General features: G+C 67.6%; 16 protein-coding genes and 1 tRNA gene. 9 read left to right on the top strand and 8 right to left on the bottom strand.

All coding sequences use genetic code 11. From position 1 onward, the window contains the following. The first annotated feature begins 246 nt into the window (after positions 1–246). Complete coding sequence (locus ACREYQ_RS01900; RefSeq protein WP_432259120.1) at positions 247–948, top strand: fumarylacetoacetate hydrolase family protein; 702 nt, start codon at positions 247–249, stop codon at positions 946–948. Positions 949–952: 4 nt separating this feature from the next. Beyond that, positions 953–1,600, top strand: a complete 648-nt coding sequence (gene maiA, locus ACREYQ_RS01905) for a maleylacetoacetate isomerase (protein ID WP_432259121.1) — start codon at positions 953–955, stop codon at positions 1,598–1,600. Between the two features lie 82 nt (positions 1,601–1,682). Here maiA and ftsY read toward each other — a convergent pair whose 3' ends face one another. Next, the gene (ftsY, locus tag ACREYQ_RS01910) at positions 1,683–2,792 is read right to left on the bottom strand and encodes a signal recognition particle-docking protein FtsY (protein WP_432259122.1); all 1,110 of its coding nucleotides are present in this window, start codon (positions 2,790–2,792) and stop codon (positions 1,683–1,685) included. A 217-nt stretch (positions 2,793–3,009) separates the two neighbouring features. Between ftsY and ACREYQ_RS01915 the strand changes: the two genes are divergently transcribed. The 5 genes from ACREYQ_RS01915 (at position 3,010) to ACREYQ_RS01935 (ending at position 7,718) form a co-directional block, all read left to right on the top strand. Then, positions 3,010–4,569 (top strand): M16 family metallopeptidase, encoded by a 1,560-nt coding sequence (locus tag ACREYQ_RS01915; RefSeq protein ID WP_432259123.1) that lies wholly within the window; start codon positions 3,010–3,012, stop codon positions 4,567–4,569. A gap of 9 nt (positions 4,570–4,578) precedes the next feature. Beyond that, complete coding sequence (locus ACREYQ_RS01920; RefSeq protein WP_432259124.1) at positions 4,579–5,961, top strand: M16 family metallopeptidase; 1,383 nt, start codon at positions 4,579–4,581, stop codon at positions 5,959–5,961. Between the two features lie 49 nt (positions 5,962–6,010). Continuing rightward, positions 6,011–6,658, top strand: a complete 648-nt coding sequence (gene rsmD / locus ACREYQ_RS01925) for a 16S rRNA (guanine(966)-N(2))-methyltransferase RsmD (RefSeq protein WP_432259125.1) — start codon at positions 6,011–6,013, stop codon at positions 6,656–6,658. 245 nt (positions 6,659–6,903) lie between these two features. Beyond that, complete coding sequence (coaD, locus tag ACREYQ_RS01930; protein WP_432259126.1) at positions 6,904–7,389, top strand: pantetheine-phosphate adenylyltransferase; 486 nt, start codon at positions 6,904–6,906, stop codon at positions 7,387–7,389. Between the two features lie 68 nt (positions 7,390–7,457). Beyond that, positions 7,458–7,718, top strand: coding sequence for a YfhL family 4Fe-4S dicluster ferredoxin (locus tag ACREYQ_RS01935; RefSeq protein ID WP_078195177.1), 261 nt, complete (start codon positions 7,458–7,460; stop codon positions 7,716–7,718). A gap of 76 nt (positions 7,719–7,794) precedes the next feature. Here the strand turns inward: ACREYQ_RS01935 and pth are convergent, their stop codons facing one another. The 7 genes from pth to ACREYQ_RS01970 all read right to left on the bottom strand — a co-directional run bounded on the left by pth (position 7,795) and on the right by ACREYQ_RS01970 (position 14,009). Further along, entirely contained in the window at positions 7,795–8,391 is a 597-nt protein-coding gene (pth, locus tag ACREYQ_RS01940; RefSeq protein WP_432259127.1) for an aminoacyl-tRNA hydrolase, read from the bottom strand. A 150-nt stretch (positions 8,392–8,541) separates the two neighbouring features. After that, positions 8,542–9,159, bottom strand: coding sequence for a 50S ribosomal protein L25/general stress protein Ctc (locus ACREYQ_RS01945; RefSeq protein ID WP_432259128.1), 618 nt, complete (start codon positions 9,157–9,159; stop codon positions 8,542–8,544). Positions 9,160–9,291: 132 nt separating this feature from the next. Further along, positions 9,292–10,245: a ribose-phosphate pyrophosphokinase gene (locus tag ACREYQ_RS01950; protein ID WP_010814374.1), complete on the bottom strand. Its 954-nt coding sequence runs from the start codon at positions 10,243–10,245 to the stop codon at positions 9,292–9,294. A gap of 94 nt (positions 10,246–10,339) precedes the next feature. After that, positions 10,340–10,416, bottom strand: a tRNA-Gln gene (locus ACREYQ_RS01955). Positions 10,417–10,475: 59 nt separating this feature from the next. Further along, the gene (gene ispE / locus ACREYQ_RS01960) at positions 10,476–11,354 is read right to left on the bottom strand and encodes a 4-(cytidine 5'-diphospho)-2-C-methyl-D-erythritol kinase (RefSeq protein ID WP_432260342.1); all 879 of its coding nucleotides are present in this window, start codon (positions 11,352–11,354) and stop codon (positions 10,476–10,478) included. A gap of 8 nt (positions 11,355–11,362) precedes the next feature. Further along, positions 11,363–11,974: an outer membrane lipoprotein LolB gene (locus ACREYQ_RS01965; protein ID WP_432259129.1), complete on the bottom strand. Its 612-nt coding sequence runs from the start codon at positions 11,972–11,974 to the stop codon at positions 11,363–11,365. A 91-nt stretch (positions 11,975–12,065) separates the two neighbouring features. Further along, positions 12,066–14,009, bottom strand: a complete 1,944-nt coding sequence (locus ACREYQ_RS01970) for a tetratricopeptide repeat protein (protein WP_432259130.1) — start codon at positions 14,007–14,009, stop codon at positions 12,066–12,068. Between the two features lie 153 nt (positions 14,010–14,162). Here ACREYQ_RS01970 and mutM point away from each other — a divergent pair, with 153 nt between their 5' ends. Together mutM and ACREYQ_RS01980 are read left to right on the top strand one after the other, a co-directional pair. Continuing rightward, positions 14,163–15,053: a bifunctional DNA-formamidopyrimidine glycosylase/DNA-(apurinic or apyrimidinic site) lyase gene (gene mutM, locus ACREYQ_RS01975; protein WP_432259131.1), complete on the top strand. Its 891-nt coding sequence runs from the start codon at positions 14,163–14,165 to the stop codon at positions 15,051–15,053. Between the two features lie 291 nt (positions 15,054–15,344). Further along, on the top strand, positions 15,345–17,297 hold the full coding sequence (locus ACREYQ_RS01980; RefSeq protein WP_432259132.1) for a dynamin family protein: 1,953 nt from the start codon (positions 15,345–15,347) through the stop codon (positions 17,295–17,297). Positions 17,298–17,411 lie beyond the last annotated feature (114 nt).

The raw sequence follows: 17,411 nt of genomic DNA on the forward strand, positions 1-17,411 counted from the left end.
TCTGTTGCAGTGCGCCATGCAAGATTCGCGCCGGGTAAGTATCGGGTCACCTGCGCCAGTCCGGTGCGGCGGCGCTGCGAGGATGCCTGTTTCATTGTATGCGGTCGTACGCAGAGCCAACCCGCGCGGTGTATCCTGTTGCCCTGCTGCGCCGGGCGCGTCTGCTGGCGACGCCGCAGGTGGCTGCCTCCGGCAACCCTGCATCCCCGCGCCGCAGCACCGATGAGAACAAATCTGGAGAGATGCATGACCGAATTCGTGTTCGCCCCGCCCGCGCCCGTTGGCGTGCCGGTGCGCGGCAGCAACGCTAGCTTCCCGGTCCGGCGCGTGTACTGCGTCGGCCGCAACTATGCTGCCCACGCCCGTGAAATGGGCTCGGACCCCGACCGCGAGCCGCCGTTCTTCTTCTGCAAGCCGTCGGATGCGGTCAGCTACGTCGCCGACGGCACCGAAGGCGCCTTCCCGTACCCGCCGGGCACCAGCAACTGCCACTATGAAGTGGAGCTGGTGGTGGCGATCGGCAAGGGCGGCCGCGACATCCCGGTCGACCAGGCTGCCGGCCACGTGTTCGGCTATGCCGTGGGCCTGGACATGACCCGCCGCGACCTGCAGAACGAATCGAAGAAGACCGGCCGCCCCTGGGAGACCGGCAAGGCCTTCGACCAGTCCGCGCCGATCGGCCCGATCGTGCCGGTATCGGCCATCGGCCACCCGGAGAAGGGCGAGGTGACGCTGACGGTCAACGGCGTGGAAAAGCAGCGCGGCGACCTGTCCGACCTGATCTGGTCGGTGCCGGAGATGGTGTCCTACCTGTCGAAGCTGTTCGCGCTGCAGCCGGGCGACCTGATCTTCAGCGGCACGCCCGAGGGCGTGGGCCCGGTGGTCAGGGGCGACGTCATGCAGTGCCACGTCGGTGGCGTGGGCGACCTCACCCTCAAGGTAGTCTGATCCGATGCTCAAGCTTTACAGCTATTTCCGCAGCTCGGCCTCGTTCCGCGTGCGCATCGCGCTCGAGCTCAAGGGGCTGACCTACGACTATGTGCCGGTGCACCTGCTCAAGGAAGGCGGCCAGCAGCTCAAGGCCGAGTTCCGCGCGGTCAATCCGGACGGCCTGGTGCCGGCGCTGGCCGATGGCGAGCACGTGCTGCAGCAATCGCTGGCCATCGTCGAGTACCTGGACGAGGTCCACCCCGAGCCGAAGCTGCTGCCCGGCACGGCGCTGGACCGCGCCTATGTGCGCGGCCTGGCCCAGGAGATCGCGTGCGAGATCCACCCGCTGAACAACCTGCGCGTGCTGAAGTACCTGAAGCACACCGTGGGCGTGACCGACGAGGTCAAGGACGCGTGGTACCGCCATTGGATCGAGCTGGGCTTCGCGTCGCTGCAGGCCAACCTGGAGCGTGGCGGCAAGGCCGGGCGCTTCTGCTTTGGCGACACGCCCACGCTGGCCGATATCTGCCTGGTGCCGCAGGCGTTCAATGCGAAGCGTTTCAATATCGACCTGAGCAGCTTCCCGGCGATCGCGAAGGTCTACGACGCCTGCATGGAACTGCCGGCGTTCCAGACGGCTCAGCCAAAGTCGCAGCCGGACGCGGAATAACTTCTCAAATCGCAGTGCCGAGGGTTTGCTCCACGCCTGCGGGAGAGGGAGCACCCAATTGGACGTTCAGGCGTAGCGGGCCTTACCCCAGCAGCGCCTCGGCGAACTCATCCGCCTTGAACGGCTGCAGGTCTTCCACTTTCTCGCCCACGCCGATGAAGTAGACCGGCACCGGGCGCTGGCGCGCGATCGCCGCCAGGATGCCGCCCTTGGCGGTACCGTCGAGCTTGGTCACGATCAGCCCGGTCAGGCCCAGCGCATCGTCGAAGGCGCGGGTTTGCTGCAGGGCGTTCTGGCCGGTATTGGCGTCGATCACCAGCAGCACCTCGTGCGGGGCGCTGGGCATGGCCTTGCTGATCACGCGCTTGACCTTCTTGAGCTCTTCCATCAGGTGCAGCTGGGTCGGCAGGCGGCCGGCGGTGTCGGCCATGACGATGTCGATGCCGCGCGCCTTGGCCGCGTTGACGGCGTCGAAGATCACCGCCGCCGGGTCGCCGCTTTCCTGCGCCACCACGGTGACGTTGTTGCGCTCGCCCCAGATCGTCAGCTGCTCGCGCGCGGCGGCGCGGAAGGTGTCGCCGGCGGCCAGCAGCACCTTCTGGTCATAACTCTGGAAGTGCTTGCACAGCTTGCCGATGCTGGTGGTCTTGCCGGCGCCGTTGACGCCCGCGATCATCATCACCAGCGGCTGCTCGCGGCCCAGCGCCATGGTTCTTTCCAGCGGGCGCAGCAGCTGGATCAGCAGGTCGCGCAGCGCCGCCTTGACACCTTCGGCGGTCTCGATGCGCTCGGCCTTGACGCGCTTGCGCAGTTCGCCCAGCAGGTATTCGGTGGCTTCGACGCCGGCATCGGCCATCAGCAGCGCGGTTTCCAGTTCCTCGAACAGGTCCTCGTCGACCTTGACGCCGACGAACAGCGTGCCGATGTTGCGGCTGGTCTTGGACAGGCCGGTACGCAGGCGCTGCATCCAGCCCAGCTTCGATTCCGCGGTGGGGGCCGGAGGCGGAACCAGTTCGAGCGTCTCAGGGGTGGGCACCGGTGCAGCGACCGGAGCCGCCACCGGCGCCGGGACTGGCGCAGGCATGAGGGCCGGTGCAGGAGCGGGTGCGGGGACCTCGACCTGAGCGGGGGCCGGGGCGGGCGCCTCGACGGGCGCGGGCTCGGCCTTGCGCTTCTTCCAGAAACTAAACATTGGGGAATGGGGTCAATACCGGGGCCGATACCCTGGCGGCAGCCAATGCCAGCAGGCAACCGGTTATAAATCAATGGGTTACGCAGGCGTCGCGCTGGCTGGGGAGAAACCGTTGTGGTCCCGGCCGGCGATTGCGTATAGTTCGCTACATGGCAGATTCATGCGCGCAGCCTTGCGCACGTGAGTCAATCGGCAAAATTCTAGCAGACGGGGTCGCATGAACCATTGCGCTGTCCTGACCGCGGCGGGCGCACCAGGCACCAAAGCCTGGGCCCAAGCGCGCATCCAACGCCACGCACCATCTTCCCAACCATTTCTTTCCACGCACGCTGCCCGCGCCGCGCGCCTTGCGCGGCGAGTCCTTCCCGCGCTGCTGCTGGCCTTGCTGCCCTGGTCGATGCCGGCAGGGGCGCAGGAAGCCGTGGCCTCATCGAGGCCCGGCACGCAGACCGCCCTGGCCGGCGCGACCGAGCAGGGCACGACCGAATACCGCCTGTCCAACGGGCTGCGGCTGATCGTCAAGGAAGACCACCGGGCTCCTACGGTGGCGCACCAGATCTGGTACCGCGCGGGCGGCATCGACGAGGTCAGCGGCACCACCGGCGTGGCCCACATGCTCGAGCACATGATGTTCAAGGGCACGCCCAGGGTCGGCGTGGGCGAGTTCTCCAAGCAGGTGGCGGCGCTGGGCGGGCGTGAGAACGCCATGACCAACCGCGACTTCACCCTGTACTACCAGCAGATCGGCAAGCAGTACCTGCCCAGGATGATGGAGCTGGAGGCCGATCGCATGGCCAACCTCATCATCACCAAGGATGAGTTCGAGCGCGAGATGAAGGTGGTGATGGAAGAACGCCGCCTGCGCACCGACGACTCCGCGCGCGGCACCGTCTACGAGCAGCTGCTGGCCACGGTCTACACCGCCGCCGCCTACCGCCACCCGGTGATCGGCTGGATGGACGACCTGGTCAATATGCGCGTGGACGACGTCAAGGACTGGTACCGCCAATGGTATGTGCCCAACAACGCCATGGTGATCGTCACCGGCGACGTCAAGGCCGAGGAAGTGCGCGCGCTGGCCGAGCGCTACTACGGCAAGCTCAAGCCGCGCACGCTGCCGCTGCGCAAGGACCAGGAAGAGCCGGCGCAGAAGGGCATCAAGCGCATCTGGGTCAAGGCGCCGGCCGAGAACCAGTACATGGTGATGGCCTACAAGGTGCCGCGCCTGCGTGATGTCGAGAAAGACGTCGATCCCTACGCGCTGGAAGTGCTGTCGGCCGTGCTCAACGGCTACGACAACGCGCGCCTGACGCGCGAACTGGTGCGCGAGCAGCGCCTGGCCGACGACGTCAATGTCGGCTACGACAGCATCAACCGCGGCGAATCGCTGTTCGTGCTCGACGGCACGCCGGCCGCGGGCCACAACACCGACGAGATCGAGCGCGCGCTGCGCGCCGAGGTCCAGCGCATCGCCAGGGAAGGCGTGTCGCCGGAGGAGCTCAAGCGCGTCAAGGCGCAGGTGGTGGCCGGCCAGATCTACAAGCGCGATTCGGTATTCGGGCAGGGCATGGAGATCGGCGTCTCGGAGATCTCGGAGATCTCCTGGCGCCGGATCGACCGCATGCTCGACAAGATCAAGGCCGTCACGCCGGAGCAGGTGCAGGCCGTCGCCGCGAAGTATTTCAACGACGACAACCTGACCGTGGCCACGCTGGTGCCGCAGCCGATCGATCCGAACAAGCCCAAGTCCCAGGCCCCGGCGGGCCTGCGCCATTGAGGAAAGGCGATGACTGAATACGTCAACACCCCGCAGCGTGCGCTGCGCAAGTTCGCCGGCGCGGCGCTGGGCGCCGCCATGCTGCTGGCCGCGCAACTGGCACAGGCCGCGATCCCGATCGAACACTGGACCGCTTCCACCGGCGCCCAGGTGTTCTTCGTGCACAGCCCGTCGATCCCGATGCTCGATATCAATATCGACTTCGACGCGGGCAGCCGCTATGACCCGCCGGGCAAGGCCGGGCTGGCTACGCTGACGGCCGCGCTGCTGGACAAGGGTGCGGCGGCGCAGGACGGCCAGCCGGCGCGCGACGAAGCGAAGATCGCCGACGCCTTTGCCGATACCGGTGCCGCCTTTGGCGGCGCGGCCGGCGGCGACCGCGGCGGCATCGGGCTGCGCACGCTGACCGCGCAGCCGGAGCTGGACCAGTCGGTCGCGCTGGCCGCGCAGCTGATCAAGGCGCCGACCTACCCGGACGCCGTGGTCGGGCGCGAGAAGCAGCGGCTGATCACCGCCATCCGCGAAGCCGACGCCAAGCCCGGCGTGATCGCCGACAAGGCGCTGGCCAGGGCCATGTATCCCGACCATCCCTATGGCGTGGCCGCGACCCCGGACAGCGTGACGTCGATCCGGCGCGATGACGTCGTCAAGTTCTGGCGCGACAACTACGGCGCGCAGCGCGCGGTGGTGACGCTGATCGGCGCGGTCGACCGCAAGCAGGCCGAAGCCATCGCCGAGCAGCTTACGCGCGGCCTGCCGCCGGGCAGCGCGGCGCCGGCGATGCCGCAGGTGCGCCTGAAGATCGCGCCCAGCGAACAGCGCATGCCGCACCCGGCGCAGCAATCCAGCGTGGCGATCGGCCAGCCGGCCATCGCGCGGGGCGACCCCGACTATTTCGCGCTGCTGGTGGGCAACTACGTGCTGGGCGGCGGCGGCTTCAGCTCGCGCCTGACCGACGAGGTGCGCGAAAAGCGCGGCCTGACCTATGGCGTGGACAGTTACTTCGCACCATCCAAGCAGCCGGGCCCGTTCGGCATCAGCCTGCAGACCAAGAAGGCGCAGACCGATGAAGCGCTGGCGCTGGTGCGCCAGGTGCTGGCGCGCTTTGTCGCCGAGGGTCCCACCGACAAGGAGCTGCGCGCGGCCAAGGACAACCTGGTCAACGGATTCCCGCTGCGCATCGACAACAACCGCAAGCTGCTGACCAACGTGGCCAATATCGGCTGGTACGGGCTGCCGCTGGATTACCTGGACAGCTGGACCGCGCAGATCGGCAAGGTCACGCGCGAACAGGTCAAGGCGGCTTTCCAGCGCCATGTGCACCCGGACAGCATGGCGACGGTGATCGTCGGCGGCCCGGTTGCCGCGTCCGCAGCCGCTGCCGGGCAGTGATGGCGGCGCCGCCTGCGGCGGACCGGCCCACAGGCTCTACAATCACGGCATGAATTCGCGCTCCCGATTGCCTTCGCCCGCCAATGGCGGGCGACCTCCCGTCTCCGCAGTGCCGCGCCAGGCACCTTCCCAGGTCCGCATCATCGGCGGCCGCTGGAAGCGCACCCTGCTGCCCGTTCCCGACGCCCAGGGCCTGCGCCCCACGCCCGACCGCGTGCGCGAGACGTTGTTCAACTGGCTTGGCCAGGACCTGTCCGGGCTGGAATGCCTGGACCTGTTCGCGGGCTCCGGCGCACTTGGCTTCGAGGCCGCCTCGCGCGGCGCGGCCGCGGTGACGCTGGTCGAGTCCAATGCGCGCGTGGCCAGGCAGTTGCGCGACAACCAGTACCGGCTCGATGCGTCGCAGGTGCGCGTGATGCAGGGCGATGCCTTCGCCATTGCCGCGCAGCTGCCCGATGCCAGCTTTGACGTGGTCTTCCTGGACCCGCCGTTTGCCGAGGACTGGATCGGACCCGCGCTGGAACACGCGGCACGGCTGTCGCGCCCCGGCGGCGCGGTCTATGTCGAGACTGACCACGCGCTGACCGGTGCCGACGCGCCCGTGCCGGCATCGCTTGAGATCATGCGGCACGCGCGTGCCGGCGCGGTGCATTTCCATTTGCTGCAGCACCGCGTGGCGGGCAACGGCGCCGCCTGAGTCACCAGTCCGGGGCGCGGCCCCGGCCACCGCCGGTTCCAGAATGGGGAAGGCCGCCTTCCTTATTGCGGAACGGATTCTTAGCTGCACTGCCGCAAAACGGTGCGCCGGGCGACTTCCAACTGGCGCATTTAGGGTTACACTACGCCGCTGTCACAACGCCCGCGACGCAGCACCCACACCGGCCCGGCCGGCGCAAGAGGCGGCCCTTCCATGGCCGGCAGCGGGCAGATCAAGGAGGAAGTATGGTCATCGCGGTCTATCCCGGCACCTTCGATCCAATGACCCGGGGACACGAGGATCTTGTCCGCCGCGCGTCGAACATCTTCGACGAACTGGTGGTCGGCGTGGCGCAGAGCCCCAACAAGCGCCCGTTCTTTTCGCTCGAAGAGCGCATCGGCATCGCCCGTGAAGTCCTCGGGCACTATCCCAATGTGCGCGTCGAAGGCTTTTCCGGCCTGCTCAAGGACTTTGTGCGCAATAACAATGCGCGCGTGATCGTGCGCGGCCTGCGCGCGGTGTCGGACTTCGAGTATGAATTCCAGATGGCAGGCATGAACCGCTACCTGCTGCCCGACGTGGAAACCATGTTCCTGACGCCGTCGGACCAGTACCAGTTCATCTCCGGCACCTTCGTGCGCGAGATCGCGGTGCTGGGCGGCGACGTCAGCAAGTTCGTGTTTCCGTCGGTGGAACGCTGGCTGCAAGAGAAAATCGGCAAAGCGGAATAAAATATCGTTTTCAGACACGCCAGTTCGCGGCCAGTCGGGCGCGGGCGTGTCGGCAGGAAGGAAACACCATGGCGCTGATCATCACTGACGACTGCATCAACTGCGACGTTTGTGAACCCGAGTGCCCGAACGAAGCCATTTCGATGGGGCCCGAGATCTATGAAATCGACCCCAACAAGTGCACCGAGTGCGTCGGGCACTTCGACGAGCCGCAATGTCAGCAGGTCTGCCCGGTCGCCTGCATCCCCAAGGATCCGAACCGCGTCGAGACCCATGAGGTGCTGATGCAGCGCTACCGTCTGCTGACGGCGGCGAAGCACGCGGCCTGAATCCGGCAGCTTCAGCCTGGCGAAAAAGCCCCCGGCACCGCAAGGTGACGGGGGCTTGATTTTTCCGGGTTGCAGCTCAGCGAGCGGTATGCAGCTGCGCCATGGCGCGTTCGGCATCGCCGCGCGCCAGCAGGCCGAGCGGGTCGATGCAGCGGTCGATGGCGGTGTCGATGGCCTCCTGCTCCTCGCGCCGCGGCGGCTTGAGCACGTAGTTGACCACGTCCTCGCGGCCCGCGCCGGCGCCGCCAGGCGCGTTGCGCGGATGGCCCACGCCCAGGCGCAGGCGCCAGTAGTCCTGCGTGGTCAGGTGGGCCGAGATGTCCTTCAGGCCGTTGTGGCCGCCCGCGCCGCCACCGCGCTTGAGCTTGGCGGCGCCCGCGGGCAGGTCCATTTCGTCATGGGCGACCACGATCTCGTCGGGCAGGATCTTGTAGAAGCGCGCCAGCGACACCACGGCCAGTCCGGAGCGGTTCATGAAGGTCGACGGCTTGAGCAGCCAGATGTCCTGGTCCCACAGCCGCGCGCGCGCGGCCAGGCCGTGGAAGCGGCCTTCCACGCGCATCGTGGCGCCGCCCAGGCGGGCCAGCTGGTCCACCAGCCAGAAGCCGGCGTTGTGTCGGGTGGCCTCGTACTCCGCACCGGGATTGCCGAGGCCGACGATGAGCTTGATCATGCGTTTGACTGTGTCGTTGGCGCGCGGAACTGCGCCACAGGCGCCAAGGATACCGAAAAACCGGCAGACGGCTGCCGGGCGAAAAAAAACCGCCGCAAGAGCGGCGGTTTCTTCGTGGCGCGGCCCGCGGGCCGCAACCGCTGCTGCAGCTTAGGCAGCCGGCGTTTCGCCGGCGGCTTCGCCGCCTTCGGCAGCTTCCGACACGGCACCAGCCGGTTGCGAGATGCTGGCGATGGCCGGGTTGTCGTCACCGTGGGTGATGACGGTCACGCCCTTCGGCAGCTTCAGGTCGCTCAGGTGCAGGGTCTGGCCCAGTTCCATGGTGCCGACGTCCACTTCAATGAACTCGGGCAGGTCGGCCGGCAGGCACGACACTTCCAGGTCGTTCACGATGTGGTTGACCAGACCGTGGCCCAGCTTCACGCCAGGAGCGGTTTCCTGGTTCATGAAGTGCAGGGGCACCTTGACGTGGATCTTGTCGTTGGCCGACACGCGCTGGAAATCGACGTGCAGCACCAGCGGCTTGAACGGGTGCATCTGGAATGCGCGCAGCAGGGCCTGTTCGCTCTTGCCGGCAACTTCCAGGTCCAGGATCGACGAGTGGAACGCTTCCTTCTTCAGGGCGTGCCACAGGGCGTTGTGATCCAGTTCGATCATCTTCGGCTCGGCGGTGCCGCCGTAGATGATGCCGGGGGTCTTGCCCGAATTGCGCAGGCGGCGGCTCGCACCCGTTCCCTGTACGCTACGCTCGAAAGCGACAACTTTCATGATGACTCCAAAAGTAAGAAGGCTGTCCGCGACCAGACAGCCTCGTTGCGGCGCAAATGGAAAGATATGCGCCGATCAAGTCACGTTGACCTCCAAAAAGCGGCGATCAACGCAGTAAAACTATAGATCTTATCAGGAACCCGCAAACAGCGACATGATCGAGTCGCCCTTGACGATGCGGGTGAAGGTCTCGGCCAGCAGCGGAGCGGTCGAGAGCTGACGGATCTTGGTGCACTTTGCGGCTTCTTCGGACAGCGGGATGGTGTCGCACACCACCACTTCGTCCAGCGCCGAGTCCGCGATGCGTGCTGCCGCGCCGCCCGACAGCACGGGGTGCGTGCAGTAGGCGAAGACCTTCAGCGCGCCGCGCTCCTTCAGCACCTGGGCGGCCTTGCACAGCGTGCCGCCGGTGTCGATCATGTCGTCCATGATGACGCAGTTGCGGCCGTCGACTTCACCGATGATGTTCATCACCTCGGCCACGTTGGCCTTGGGACGACGCTTGTCGATGATCGCCAGGTCGCAGTTCAGTTCCTTGGCCAGCGCGCGGGCACGGACCACGCCGCCGACGTCCGGCGACACTACCAGTAGGTCGCCGTAGTTCTTCTCGCGCAGGTCGCCCAGCAGAACCGGCGAAGCGTAGATGTTGTCGACGGGGATATCGAAGAAGCCCTGGATCTGGTCCGCGTGCAGGTCCATCGTCAGCACGCGCTCGACGCCGGCGACTTCCAGCATGTTGGCCACGACCTTGGCCGAGATCGCCACGCGCGCCGAACGCGGGCGGCGGTCCTGGCGGGCATAGCCGAAGTAGGGCATGGCGGCGGTGATGCTGCGTGCCGAGGCGCGCTTGAGCGCATCGACCATCACCATCAGTTCCATCAGGTTGTCGTTGGTCGGCGCGCAGGTGGACTGCAGCACGATGACGTGCTTGCCGCGAACGTTTTCCTGGATGTCAACCTGAACTTCGCCGTCGGAGAAACGGCCAACGAGTGCCTTACCCAGCGGAATGCCGAGGTGCTGTACGACAGCCTCCGCGAGTTTGGGGTTGGCGTTGCCGGTAAATACCATCAAGCCTTCGCTGCTCATTCGGGGCACCTGTCTTGCTGCTGGGGGAGCTTGGCGTCACCGGCAAGGCCGGTGACAGATACTGAGGGTCCGTAAGGACACTATAGGAATGTAATGGCAGGGGAAGAAGGATTCGAACCTTCGAATGCCGGAATCAAAATCCGGTGCCTTGACCAACTTGGCGACTCCCCTACACAACCGGGCCGTTCATCGTGGTACCAGACTGCGGTACCGCGCCGAACGAAAACTTGCTACGCGAGCGCTGCGAGCGGGTGACGTGCCAGACTGCGCACACACCTGCCATCCCATTCAGGAGGCAACCTCTCCAGAACCTTCTGCGCCGTTATTGCGTCGGGAAAACGCGCGAACACGCAGGCTCCGGAACCGGTCATCCGGGCATGCTGGTTGTGTTGCTTCAGCCATGCCAGGGCTCGGGCGACTTCGCCGAACTTCGCTGTTGCTATCGGTTCCAGATCGTTGCGACCGAAATCGAATTTGTTTGTGCGAGCAGCGAAGACCGCAATTATGGAGAGGGGCGTATCCCTTGTCAAGCACTCGTCCGAAAAAATTTCAGCGGTGGGGACATGCTGTTTCGGGTGGATAACCACGAACCAGCTGTCGGGCAACTCGACCGGCGTCAGGTCCTCGCCGATGCCTTGCGCGAAGGCGTTCTCGCCGAACACGAACACCGGCACGTCGGCGCCCAGCTTCAGTCCGATCTGCATCAGCTCGGCGCGCGTCAGGTCCAGTCCCCACAGGTGGTTCAGCGCCAGCAGCGTGGTGGCGGCATCGGACGAGCCGCCGCCGATGCCGCCACCCATCGGCAGCACCTTGTCGATGGCGATGTCGGCGCCGAAGGCGGTGCCGGTGGCGGCCTGCAGGGCGCGCGCGGCGCGCACCACCAGGTCGGTCTCGGCCGGCACGCCGGGCACCTCGGTGACGCGCGCGACCACGCCGTCTTCGCGGCGCCGGAAATGCAGCGTGTCGCACCAGTCGACCAGCTGGAACACGGTCTGCAGCGTGTGGTAGCCGTCGGCGCGGCGTCCGGTCACGTGCAGGAACAGGTTGAGCTTGGCCGGCGCGGGGCAGTCGCGCAGTTCGGGCGGGGGCAGGGGATGGCTGCTGCGCATGGCGTGGTTCATGGTGTCTGGGGATCGATCACGAGGCGCACCGAGAGCGGATTGCTGCCGGCGTCGCGCGCCAGGTCGATGCGGCGCGGCACCTGGGTTGCAGCGGCGCCAGCGGCGGGCGCATCTTGCCAGGCGACGTAGCGCACGGTCCAGCCGTTCTGCGCCAGCGTGGCCAGGCGGCCCTGCTCGTCGCGCGTGGTGCGCGCGGGCGTGCCCTGGGTGGCGCGCCCGTGCAGCCAGTCGCGCATGCCGGCCACCGGCAGCGCAAAGCCGAGCGCTTCCTCCATCAGGGTGTCGACTTCGGGCGCGTTGCGCGGCGGCTGGTTGGGCAGGTCCAGCGTGGCCCCGGACGGCGTGGCGGTGACCACGGCCAGGGTCTGGCCGAGCGGCGACACCAGGTCCAGCCGCACGTTGCGGCCCTGCTCTTCCCAGCGGAAGCTGCCCTGCACGCCCTCGTTGCGGCCGTAGCGCACGTAGTTGGCGGAGAAGCGGCCGGTGTATTGCCGGCTGGCGGCGCTCGGGTCGGCATCAAAGCTGCGCGACGGCGCCACGCTGGCACACGCCTGCAACAGCAGGGGCGCGCCCAGGCAAAGCAGCGCCAGGCGTCGGGATCGGTTCATGGGCATGGTCGCGAGGACAGCGGCGCGGCGGCCGCCGGCTGACGGGAATCCGGCGCCGCGGGCCCGGGCTTCGGGCGTGCGGCGCGCGGGGTTACTTGGACAGCTGCACGTTGACCTTGTAGCGGCGCAGCGTATCGACCAGGGTCTCGTTCTCGGGGTCGATGCGCACGGCTTCGGTCCAGGTCTTGCGCGCCTCGTCGCGCTCGCCGAGTGCCCACAGCACCTCGCCCAGGTGCGCGCCGATCTCGGCCTCGGGCGCCTTGGAATAGGCGTTGCGCAGCAGGTCGGCCGCGGGGCGCAGGTCGCCCATGCGGAATTTGACCCAAGCCAGGCTGTCCATGATGTAAGGATCGTCCGGCCCCAGCTCGGAGGCGCGCTCCAGCAGCTTGAGCGCCTCGGGCAGGCGCTCGTTGCGGTCGGCCAGCGAGTAGCCCAGCGCGTTGTAGCCCTGCTTCTGCTGCGGCTGCAGCGCGATCACTTTGCGCAGGCCTTTTTCCATGCTGTCGTAGCGCTTCTGGCGCTCGTCGAGCATGGCCAGCTCGTAGATCCAGTCGACGTTGTCGGGCTCGGCGCTAACGCGTTCGTCGAGCACTTTGCGGGCGCGGTCATAGGCCTTGCTCTCCATCAGCGTGGCCACTTCGGCCTGGCGGATGGCGGTCACGCGCTGCGTGCGCTGGCCGGGATCGGGGATGTCGTCGGCATCGCTGAGCAGCTCGCCGAAGAGCGCCTGCGCGTCGTCGAGCTTGCCCATGCGCGCCAGCAACTGCGCGCGCTTGGCGGTCGCCGCCGGCGCGAGGCGGACATCCTCGATGCGGTCCAGCCAGCGGATCGCACCCGCATAGTCCTTGCGCTCCTCGGCAATCTGCGCCAGGTACTGGTAGGCGATGTCCGGGTTGGCGGTGGGCTGCTTCTCGACCAGTCGCAGGTATTCCTGGAGGTACTGCTCGGCCTCGTCGTAGTTCTTGGCCTGCAGGCTGGTCAGGCCAAGTGCCAGCGGCACGCGCGGGTCGGCAGGGGCTACCTTGCGCAGCGTCTCGAATTCCGCGCGGGCCGACGGCATGTCGTTCTTCAGCAGGTACAGCCGCGCCAGCGTGATATGGCCGTTGACGGATTCGGGCGACTTCCCGAGGAAGCGCCTGAGCACCGCGACGGCTTCGTCGGGCTGCTTCTCCGCGCGCATCTCGGCCGACATCAGCGCGGCCGCTTCATAGCCGGGGCGCAGCAGCAGCGCCTGGTCGAGGGCGGCCAGCGCGCCCGGCTCGTCGCCGGCGATTTCCCTGGCGCGCGCCAGGGCCAGCTGCGCTTCAGGCAGCCGGGCTTCATTCCGGGTCAGGTCCTGCAGCAGCGCGGCTGCGCCGGCCGGATCGCTGGTGCGCGACAGCTGCTGCTGCAGCTGCAGGATGGCATCGCCGCGATGGTTGGCCGGCACCGCGGCCAGCTGCTGCTGCAGCAGCGGCCGGGCGTCGTCCCAGCGGCCGTTGAGCACCAGCAGCGTCGACAGCACCTGGGTTGCCGCGGGCGAGGTCGGGGTGATGTCCTTCCACAGGCGTGCGGCGTCAAGCGCCTGCTGCGGGTTGCGCGCGTTGAAGGCGATCTCGGTGGCGCGCTGCGCGAAGCGCGGGTCGCGGGTCTGGCGCGCCAGTTCCAGGTAGGTGCGGTAGGCCGGGCCGACCAGCCCGCGCTGCATGGAAATCTCCGCGGCCAGCACCATATAGACGATATCCTCGGTCAGCTCCAGCGACGGCAGCGGGGTGCGCGCCGCCTTGCCGGCGGCAGGGCTTTCGCCTTCCGCCGCGGCCAGCTGCAACCTTGGCAGTGGCCCGGCGTCAACCGCTGGCGCCGCATGGCTTGCGCCAGCGGCCATGGCCAGCACCGCAAAGGCGGCCAGCGCCCGCGCGTGGCGCCGTGACGCCTGGCACAAGCGGGCAAAAGCACCGGCTGTGCGCGGCCAGGCGCCCGGGAATGTGGCCAGGCGGCCGCCCGCGGTGGCTTGCAACGTGGAGTCCGGCATCAGGTCCGGCATGAGGTCCGACATGTATTGAGTGCTCCGGCGCGCGCTGGCGAAGGATGGGGGATTGCGCATTGATAAGGGCATTGTAGCCTGCCGCTACAATGCGCTGCTTGGCGCCGCGGGACGGTGCCCGCGGGCGCGGCAGAAGTTTTGAGCGGTAACCAACGGAGAGGTTCGATGCCAGAATTGCCCGAGGTCGAAGTGACCCGGCGCGGCTTGCTGCCGCATGTGGTGGGACGGCGCATCGCCGCGGTCACGGTGCGCCACCGCGGCCTGCGCTGGCCGGTCGATCCGAAGCTGGAAGAGCGCCTGGCGCGGCGGCTGGTGCGCCGTATCGAGCGCCGCGGCAAGTACCTGCTGCTCGAGTGCGTCAGTGCCGATGCGGGGGAGCCCGCTGGCTGGCTGCTGGTGCACCTTGGCATGACCGGAACCCTGCGGGTGCTGCCCGATGCGCCGCCAGCCGGTGTGCACGACCACCTCGACCTGGTGCTGGCCCCGGAGCCGGGCACCACGCCTGACGCCACACCGCAGCCCGGGCAGGGCACGATCGTGCTGCGTTTCCGCGATCCCCGCCGCTTCGGCGCCATCCTGTGGACGACCCTGCCCGAGGCGGAACTGGCGTCGCATCCGCTGCTGCGCACGCTCGGCATCGAGCCCTTCGATCCCGCCTTCGACGGCGCCTGGCTGCATCGCCACACGCGCGGGCGCAGCGCCGCCATCAAGACCGTGCTGCTGGCCGGCGGCATCGTGGTGGGGGTGGGCAATATCTATGCGTCCGAAAGCCTGTTCCGCGCCGGCATCCGCCCGACCACCCCGGCCGGGCGCCTGAGCCGCGCGCGCTGCGACCGCTTGGCGCAGGCCGTGCGCGAGACCCTGGCGCAGGCCATCGAGCGCGGCGGCAGCACGCTGCGCGATTTTGTCGGCAGCGATGGCGCCAGCGGCTACTTCCAGCTCGATTGCTTTGTTTACGATCGCGCCGGCCAGCCGTGCCGGGTCTGCGCCACCCCCGTGCGCCAGATCGTGCAAGGCCAGCGCTCCACCTTCTACTGCCCCAACTGCCAGCACTGAGTCTTGCCGGCCCCCCAGCAAGCCCGGCAGCAGGCGCCGTGTGGCGCACAAAGCGCGCCACAGGCCATTGTCGATGGGTCGGCGCAACACTCCTGGCGCCGCCGCCGCGCACGGGGCGCGAATTCCACAAAACCGCCGTGGAAACCTGTATCGTGTGCGCAGACATAAAAAGTTACAAAATGGCCCAGCCGCTTGCCGGGTAGACGCAGTTGCGGGCCGGCATTGCGTGAACACGGGCGCACCGCGCAGGCGGCGAACCCCGAGGTAAAACCGAGTCAGCCGAACAGCTCCATGACAACGCTCGCCCACCAATTCGAACAATACGGCGCCTGGAGAACCGGGGTCCTCCAGTCACTGGCCGAATTCCAGTCCTGGCTGCAGCAGCACGACCTGTACGATGCCCAGGCCGACGACCGCGTGCAGCGCATCCAGAGCGTGCTGCGCAGCGACCGCCTCAAGGTTGCGTTCATTGCCGAGTTCTCGCGCGGCAAGAGCGAGCTGATCAACGCCATCTTCTTTGCCGATTACGGGCGCCGCATCCTGCCATCGTCGGCGGGGCGCACCACCATGTGCCCGACCGAGCTGCGCTACGACGAGGCCGAGCCGCCCAGCATCCGCCTGCTGCCAATCGAGACGCGCCTGCAAGAGGCCTCGACCGCTGACTTCCTGGAGGCCGGCACCTCGGCTTCGCACTGGCATTCGGTGCCGCTGGACCCGTCTTCGCCCGAGGGCATGCTGGAGGCGTTCCAGCACGTGGTGCAGACCATGCGCGTGCCGCCCGAGCAGGCCGAGGCACTGGGGCTGTACCACGAGAACGATCCCGACGCCGCGTATGCGGTCGATGCCGAAGGCATGGTCGAGATCTCGCGCTGGCGCCACGCCGTCATCAATTTTCCGCACCCGCTGCTGCGCCAGGGCCTGGTGATCCTGGACACGCCGGGCCTGAACGCGATCGGCACCGAGCCCGAGCTGACCCTGCGGCTGATCCCGGATGCGCACGTGGTGGTGTTCGTGCTGGCCGCCGACGCCGGCGTCACCAAGAGCGACCTCGATCTGTGGCGCGGCCATGTCGGCGCCGGCCACCGGCGCGGCTGCCTGGCCGTGCTCAACAAGATCGACGGGCTGTGGGATCCGCTGCGCCAGCCGGGCGAGATTGCGCAGGAGATCGCGCGGCAGGTGTCCACCACCGCGCAGGTGCTGGGCATCGAGCAGTCGCGCGTGTATCCGGTATCGGCGCAGAAGGGCCTGGTGGCCAAGGTCACGCATGACGACGCGCTGCTGGCGCGCAGCGGGCTGCCCGAATTCGAGCACGTGCTGTCCGAGCAGCTGATTCCGCGCCGGCGCGAGATCGTCTCGGACCAGGTGCACCGGCTGGTGCAGGACATGGCGCGCGCCGCGCAGCAGATGCTGCAGATCCGCCGCCGCGATATCGTCGAGCAGCTGTTCGAGCTGCGCGGCCTGCGCGGCAAGAACCATGCGATGGTCAAGCACATGCTGATGCGGGTGCACGGCGAGAAGGACGAGTTCGAGCAGAGCATCAGCAAGTTCCAGGCACTGCGCATGGTCTTCGGCCGCCATAGTGCCGACATCATCAAGAGCCTGCAGCTGCGCGACGTGCGCCGCACCATGCGCACCGCGCGCGAGCAGATGAAGGAACGCTTCTTCTCGCGCGGCCTGCGCGAGGACATGGACGCATTGTTCGCGCAACTGACGGTGCTGGTGACCGATGCCGACAACAAGATCGGCCAGCTGTACCAGTTGATCGAAAGCATGTACCGGCGCTTCAATGCCGAGCACGGCTTCACGCTGCCCGCGCCGATGCAGTTCACCGCCGAGCGCTACGTGGCCGAGCTGCAGGAGACGCTGCGGCTGGTGCACGCGCACTTCGGCACCGTCAACATGCTGACGCGTTCGCGCCCGCAGCTGGTGCAGAGCGCATTCAACACCATGGCCAGCCGCGTGCTGGAGAATTTCCGCGACCTGAACCGCGATATCGAGGTCTGGCTCAAGTCGGTGATGACGCCGCTGGAAGCGCAGGTGCGCGAGCACCAGAAGCAGCTGCGCCGGCGCGTCGATTCGATCGAGCGCATCCACGAGGCCACCGACACGCTGGAAAGCCGCATCGCCGAGCTTGAGGAAGTGCTCAACGGCCTCGATGAGCGCAGCGGGCGCATCGAGGGCTATGCCGAGCGGCTGATGCGGCCGGCTGCCGGCGCCGATAGTGCGAGCCTTGCGGTAGCCTAGGCCGATCCTGAAGCCGGTATATCATGTGGCGCCGCACCCTTAGCGGCGCCTTCAGTTTGCTCACGAACTTCGCACGCTGCCGGTTTGCTCCCCTCTCCCGCCTGCGGGAGAGGG

The sequence above is a fragment of the Cupriavidus sp. TMH.W2 genome (assembly GCF_050847365.1).
Taxonomy (GTDB): domain Bacteria; phylum Pseudomonadota; class Gammaproteobacteria; order Burkholderiales; family Burkholderiaceae; genus Cupriavidus.

Excerpts from the sequence above, each read along its gene's own strand:
- ACREYQ_RS01900 (WP_432259120.1), top strand. The coding sequence starts at position 247 with ATGACCGAATTCGTGTTCGCCCCGCCCGCGCCCGTTGGCGTGCCGGTG.
- maiA (WP_432259121.1), top strand. The coding sequence starts at position 953 with ATGCTCAAGCTTTACAGCTATTTCCGCAGCTCGGCCTCGTTCCGCGTG.
- ftsY (WP_432259122.1), bottom strand. The coding sequence starts at position 2,792 with ATGTTTAGTTTCTGGAAGAAGCGCAAGGCCGAGCCCGCGCCCGTCGAG.
- ACREYQ_RS01915 (WP_432259123.1), top strand. The coding sequence starts at position 3,010 with ATGAACCATTGCGCTGTCCTGACCGCGGCGGGCGCACCAGGCACCAAA.
- ACREYQ_RS01920 (WP_432259124.1), top strand. The coding sequence starts at position 4,579 with ATGACTGAATACGTCAACACCCCGCAGCGTGCGCTGCGCAAGTTCGCC.
- rsmD (WP_432259125.1), top strand. The coding sequence starts at position 6,011 with ATGAATTCGCGCTCCCGATTGCCTTCGCCCGCCAATGGCGGGCGACCT.
- coaD (WP_432259126.1), top strand. The coding sequence starts at position 6,904 with ATGGTCATCGCGGTCTATCCCGGCACCTTCGATCCAATGACCCGGGGA.
- ACREYQ_RS01935 (WP_078195177.1), top strand. The coding sequence starts at position 7,458 with ATGGCGCTGATCATCACTGACGACTGCATCAACTGCGACGTTTGTGAA.
- pth (WP_432259127.1), bottom strand. The coding sequence starts at position 8,391 with ATGATCAAGCTCATCGTCGGCCTCGGCAATCCCGGTGCGGAGTACGAG.
- ACREYQ_RS01945 (WP_432259128.1), bottom strand. The coding sequence starts at position 9,159 with ATGAAAGTTGTCGCTTTCGAGCGTAGCGTACAGGGAACGGGTGCGAGC.
- ACREYQ_RS01950 (WP_010814374.1), bottom strand. The coding sequence starts at position 10,245 with ATGAGCAGCGAAGGCTTGATGGTATTTACCGGCAACGCCAACCCCAAA.
- ispE (WP_432260342.1), bottom strand. The coding sequence starts at position 11,354 with ATGCGCAGCAGCCATCCCCTGCCCCCGCCCGAACTGCGCGACTGCCCC.
- ACREYQ_RS01965 (WP_432259129.1), bottom strand. The coding sequence starts at position 11,974 with ATGAACCGATCCCGACGCCTGGCGCTGCTTTGCCTGGGCGCGCCCCTG.
- ACREYQ_RS01970 (WP_432259130.1), bottom strand. The coding sequence starts at position 14,009 with ATGTCGGACCTCATGCCGGACCTGATGCCGGACTCCACGTTGCAAGCC.
- mutM (WP_432259131.1), top strand. The coding sequence starts at position 14,163 with ATGCCAGAATTGCCCGAGGTCGAAGTGACCCGGCGCGGCTTGCTGCCG.
- ACREYQ_RS01980 (WP_432259132.1), top strand. The coding sequence starts at position 15,345 with ATGACAACGCTCGCCCACCAATTCGAACAATACGGCGCCTGGAGAACC.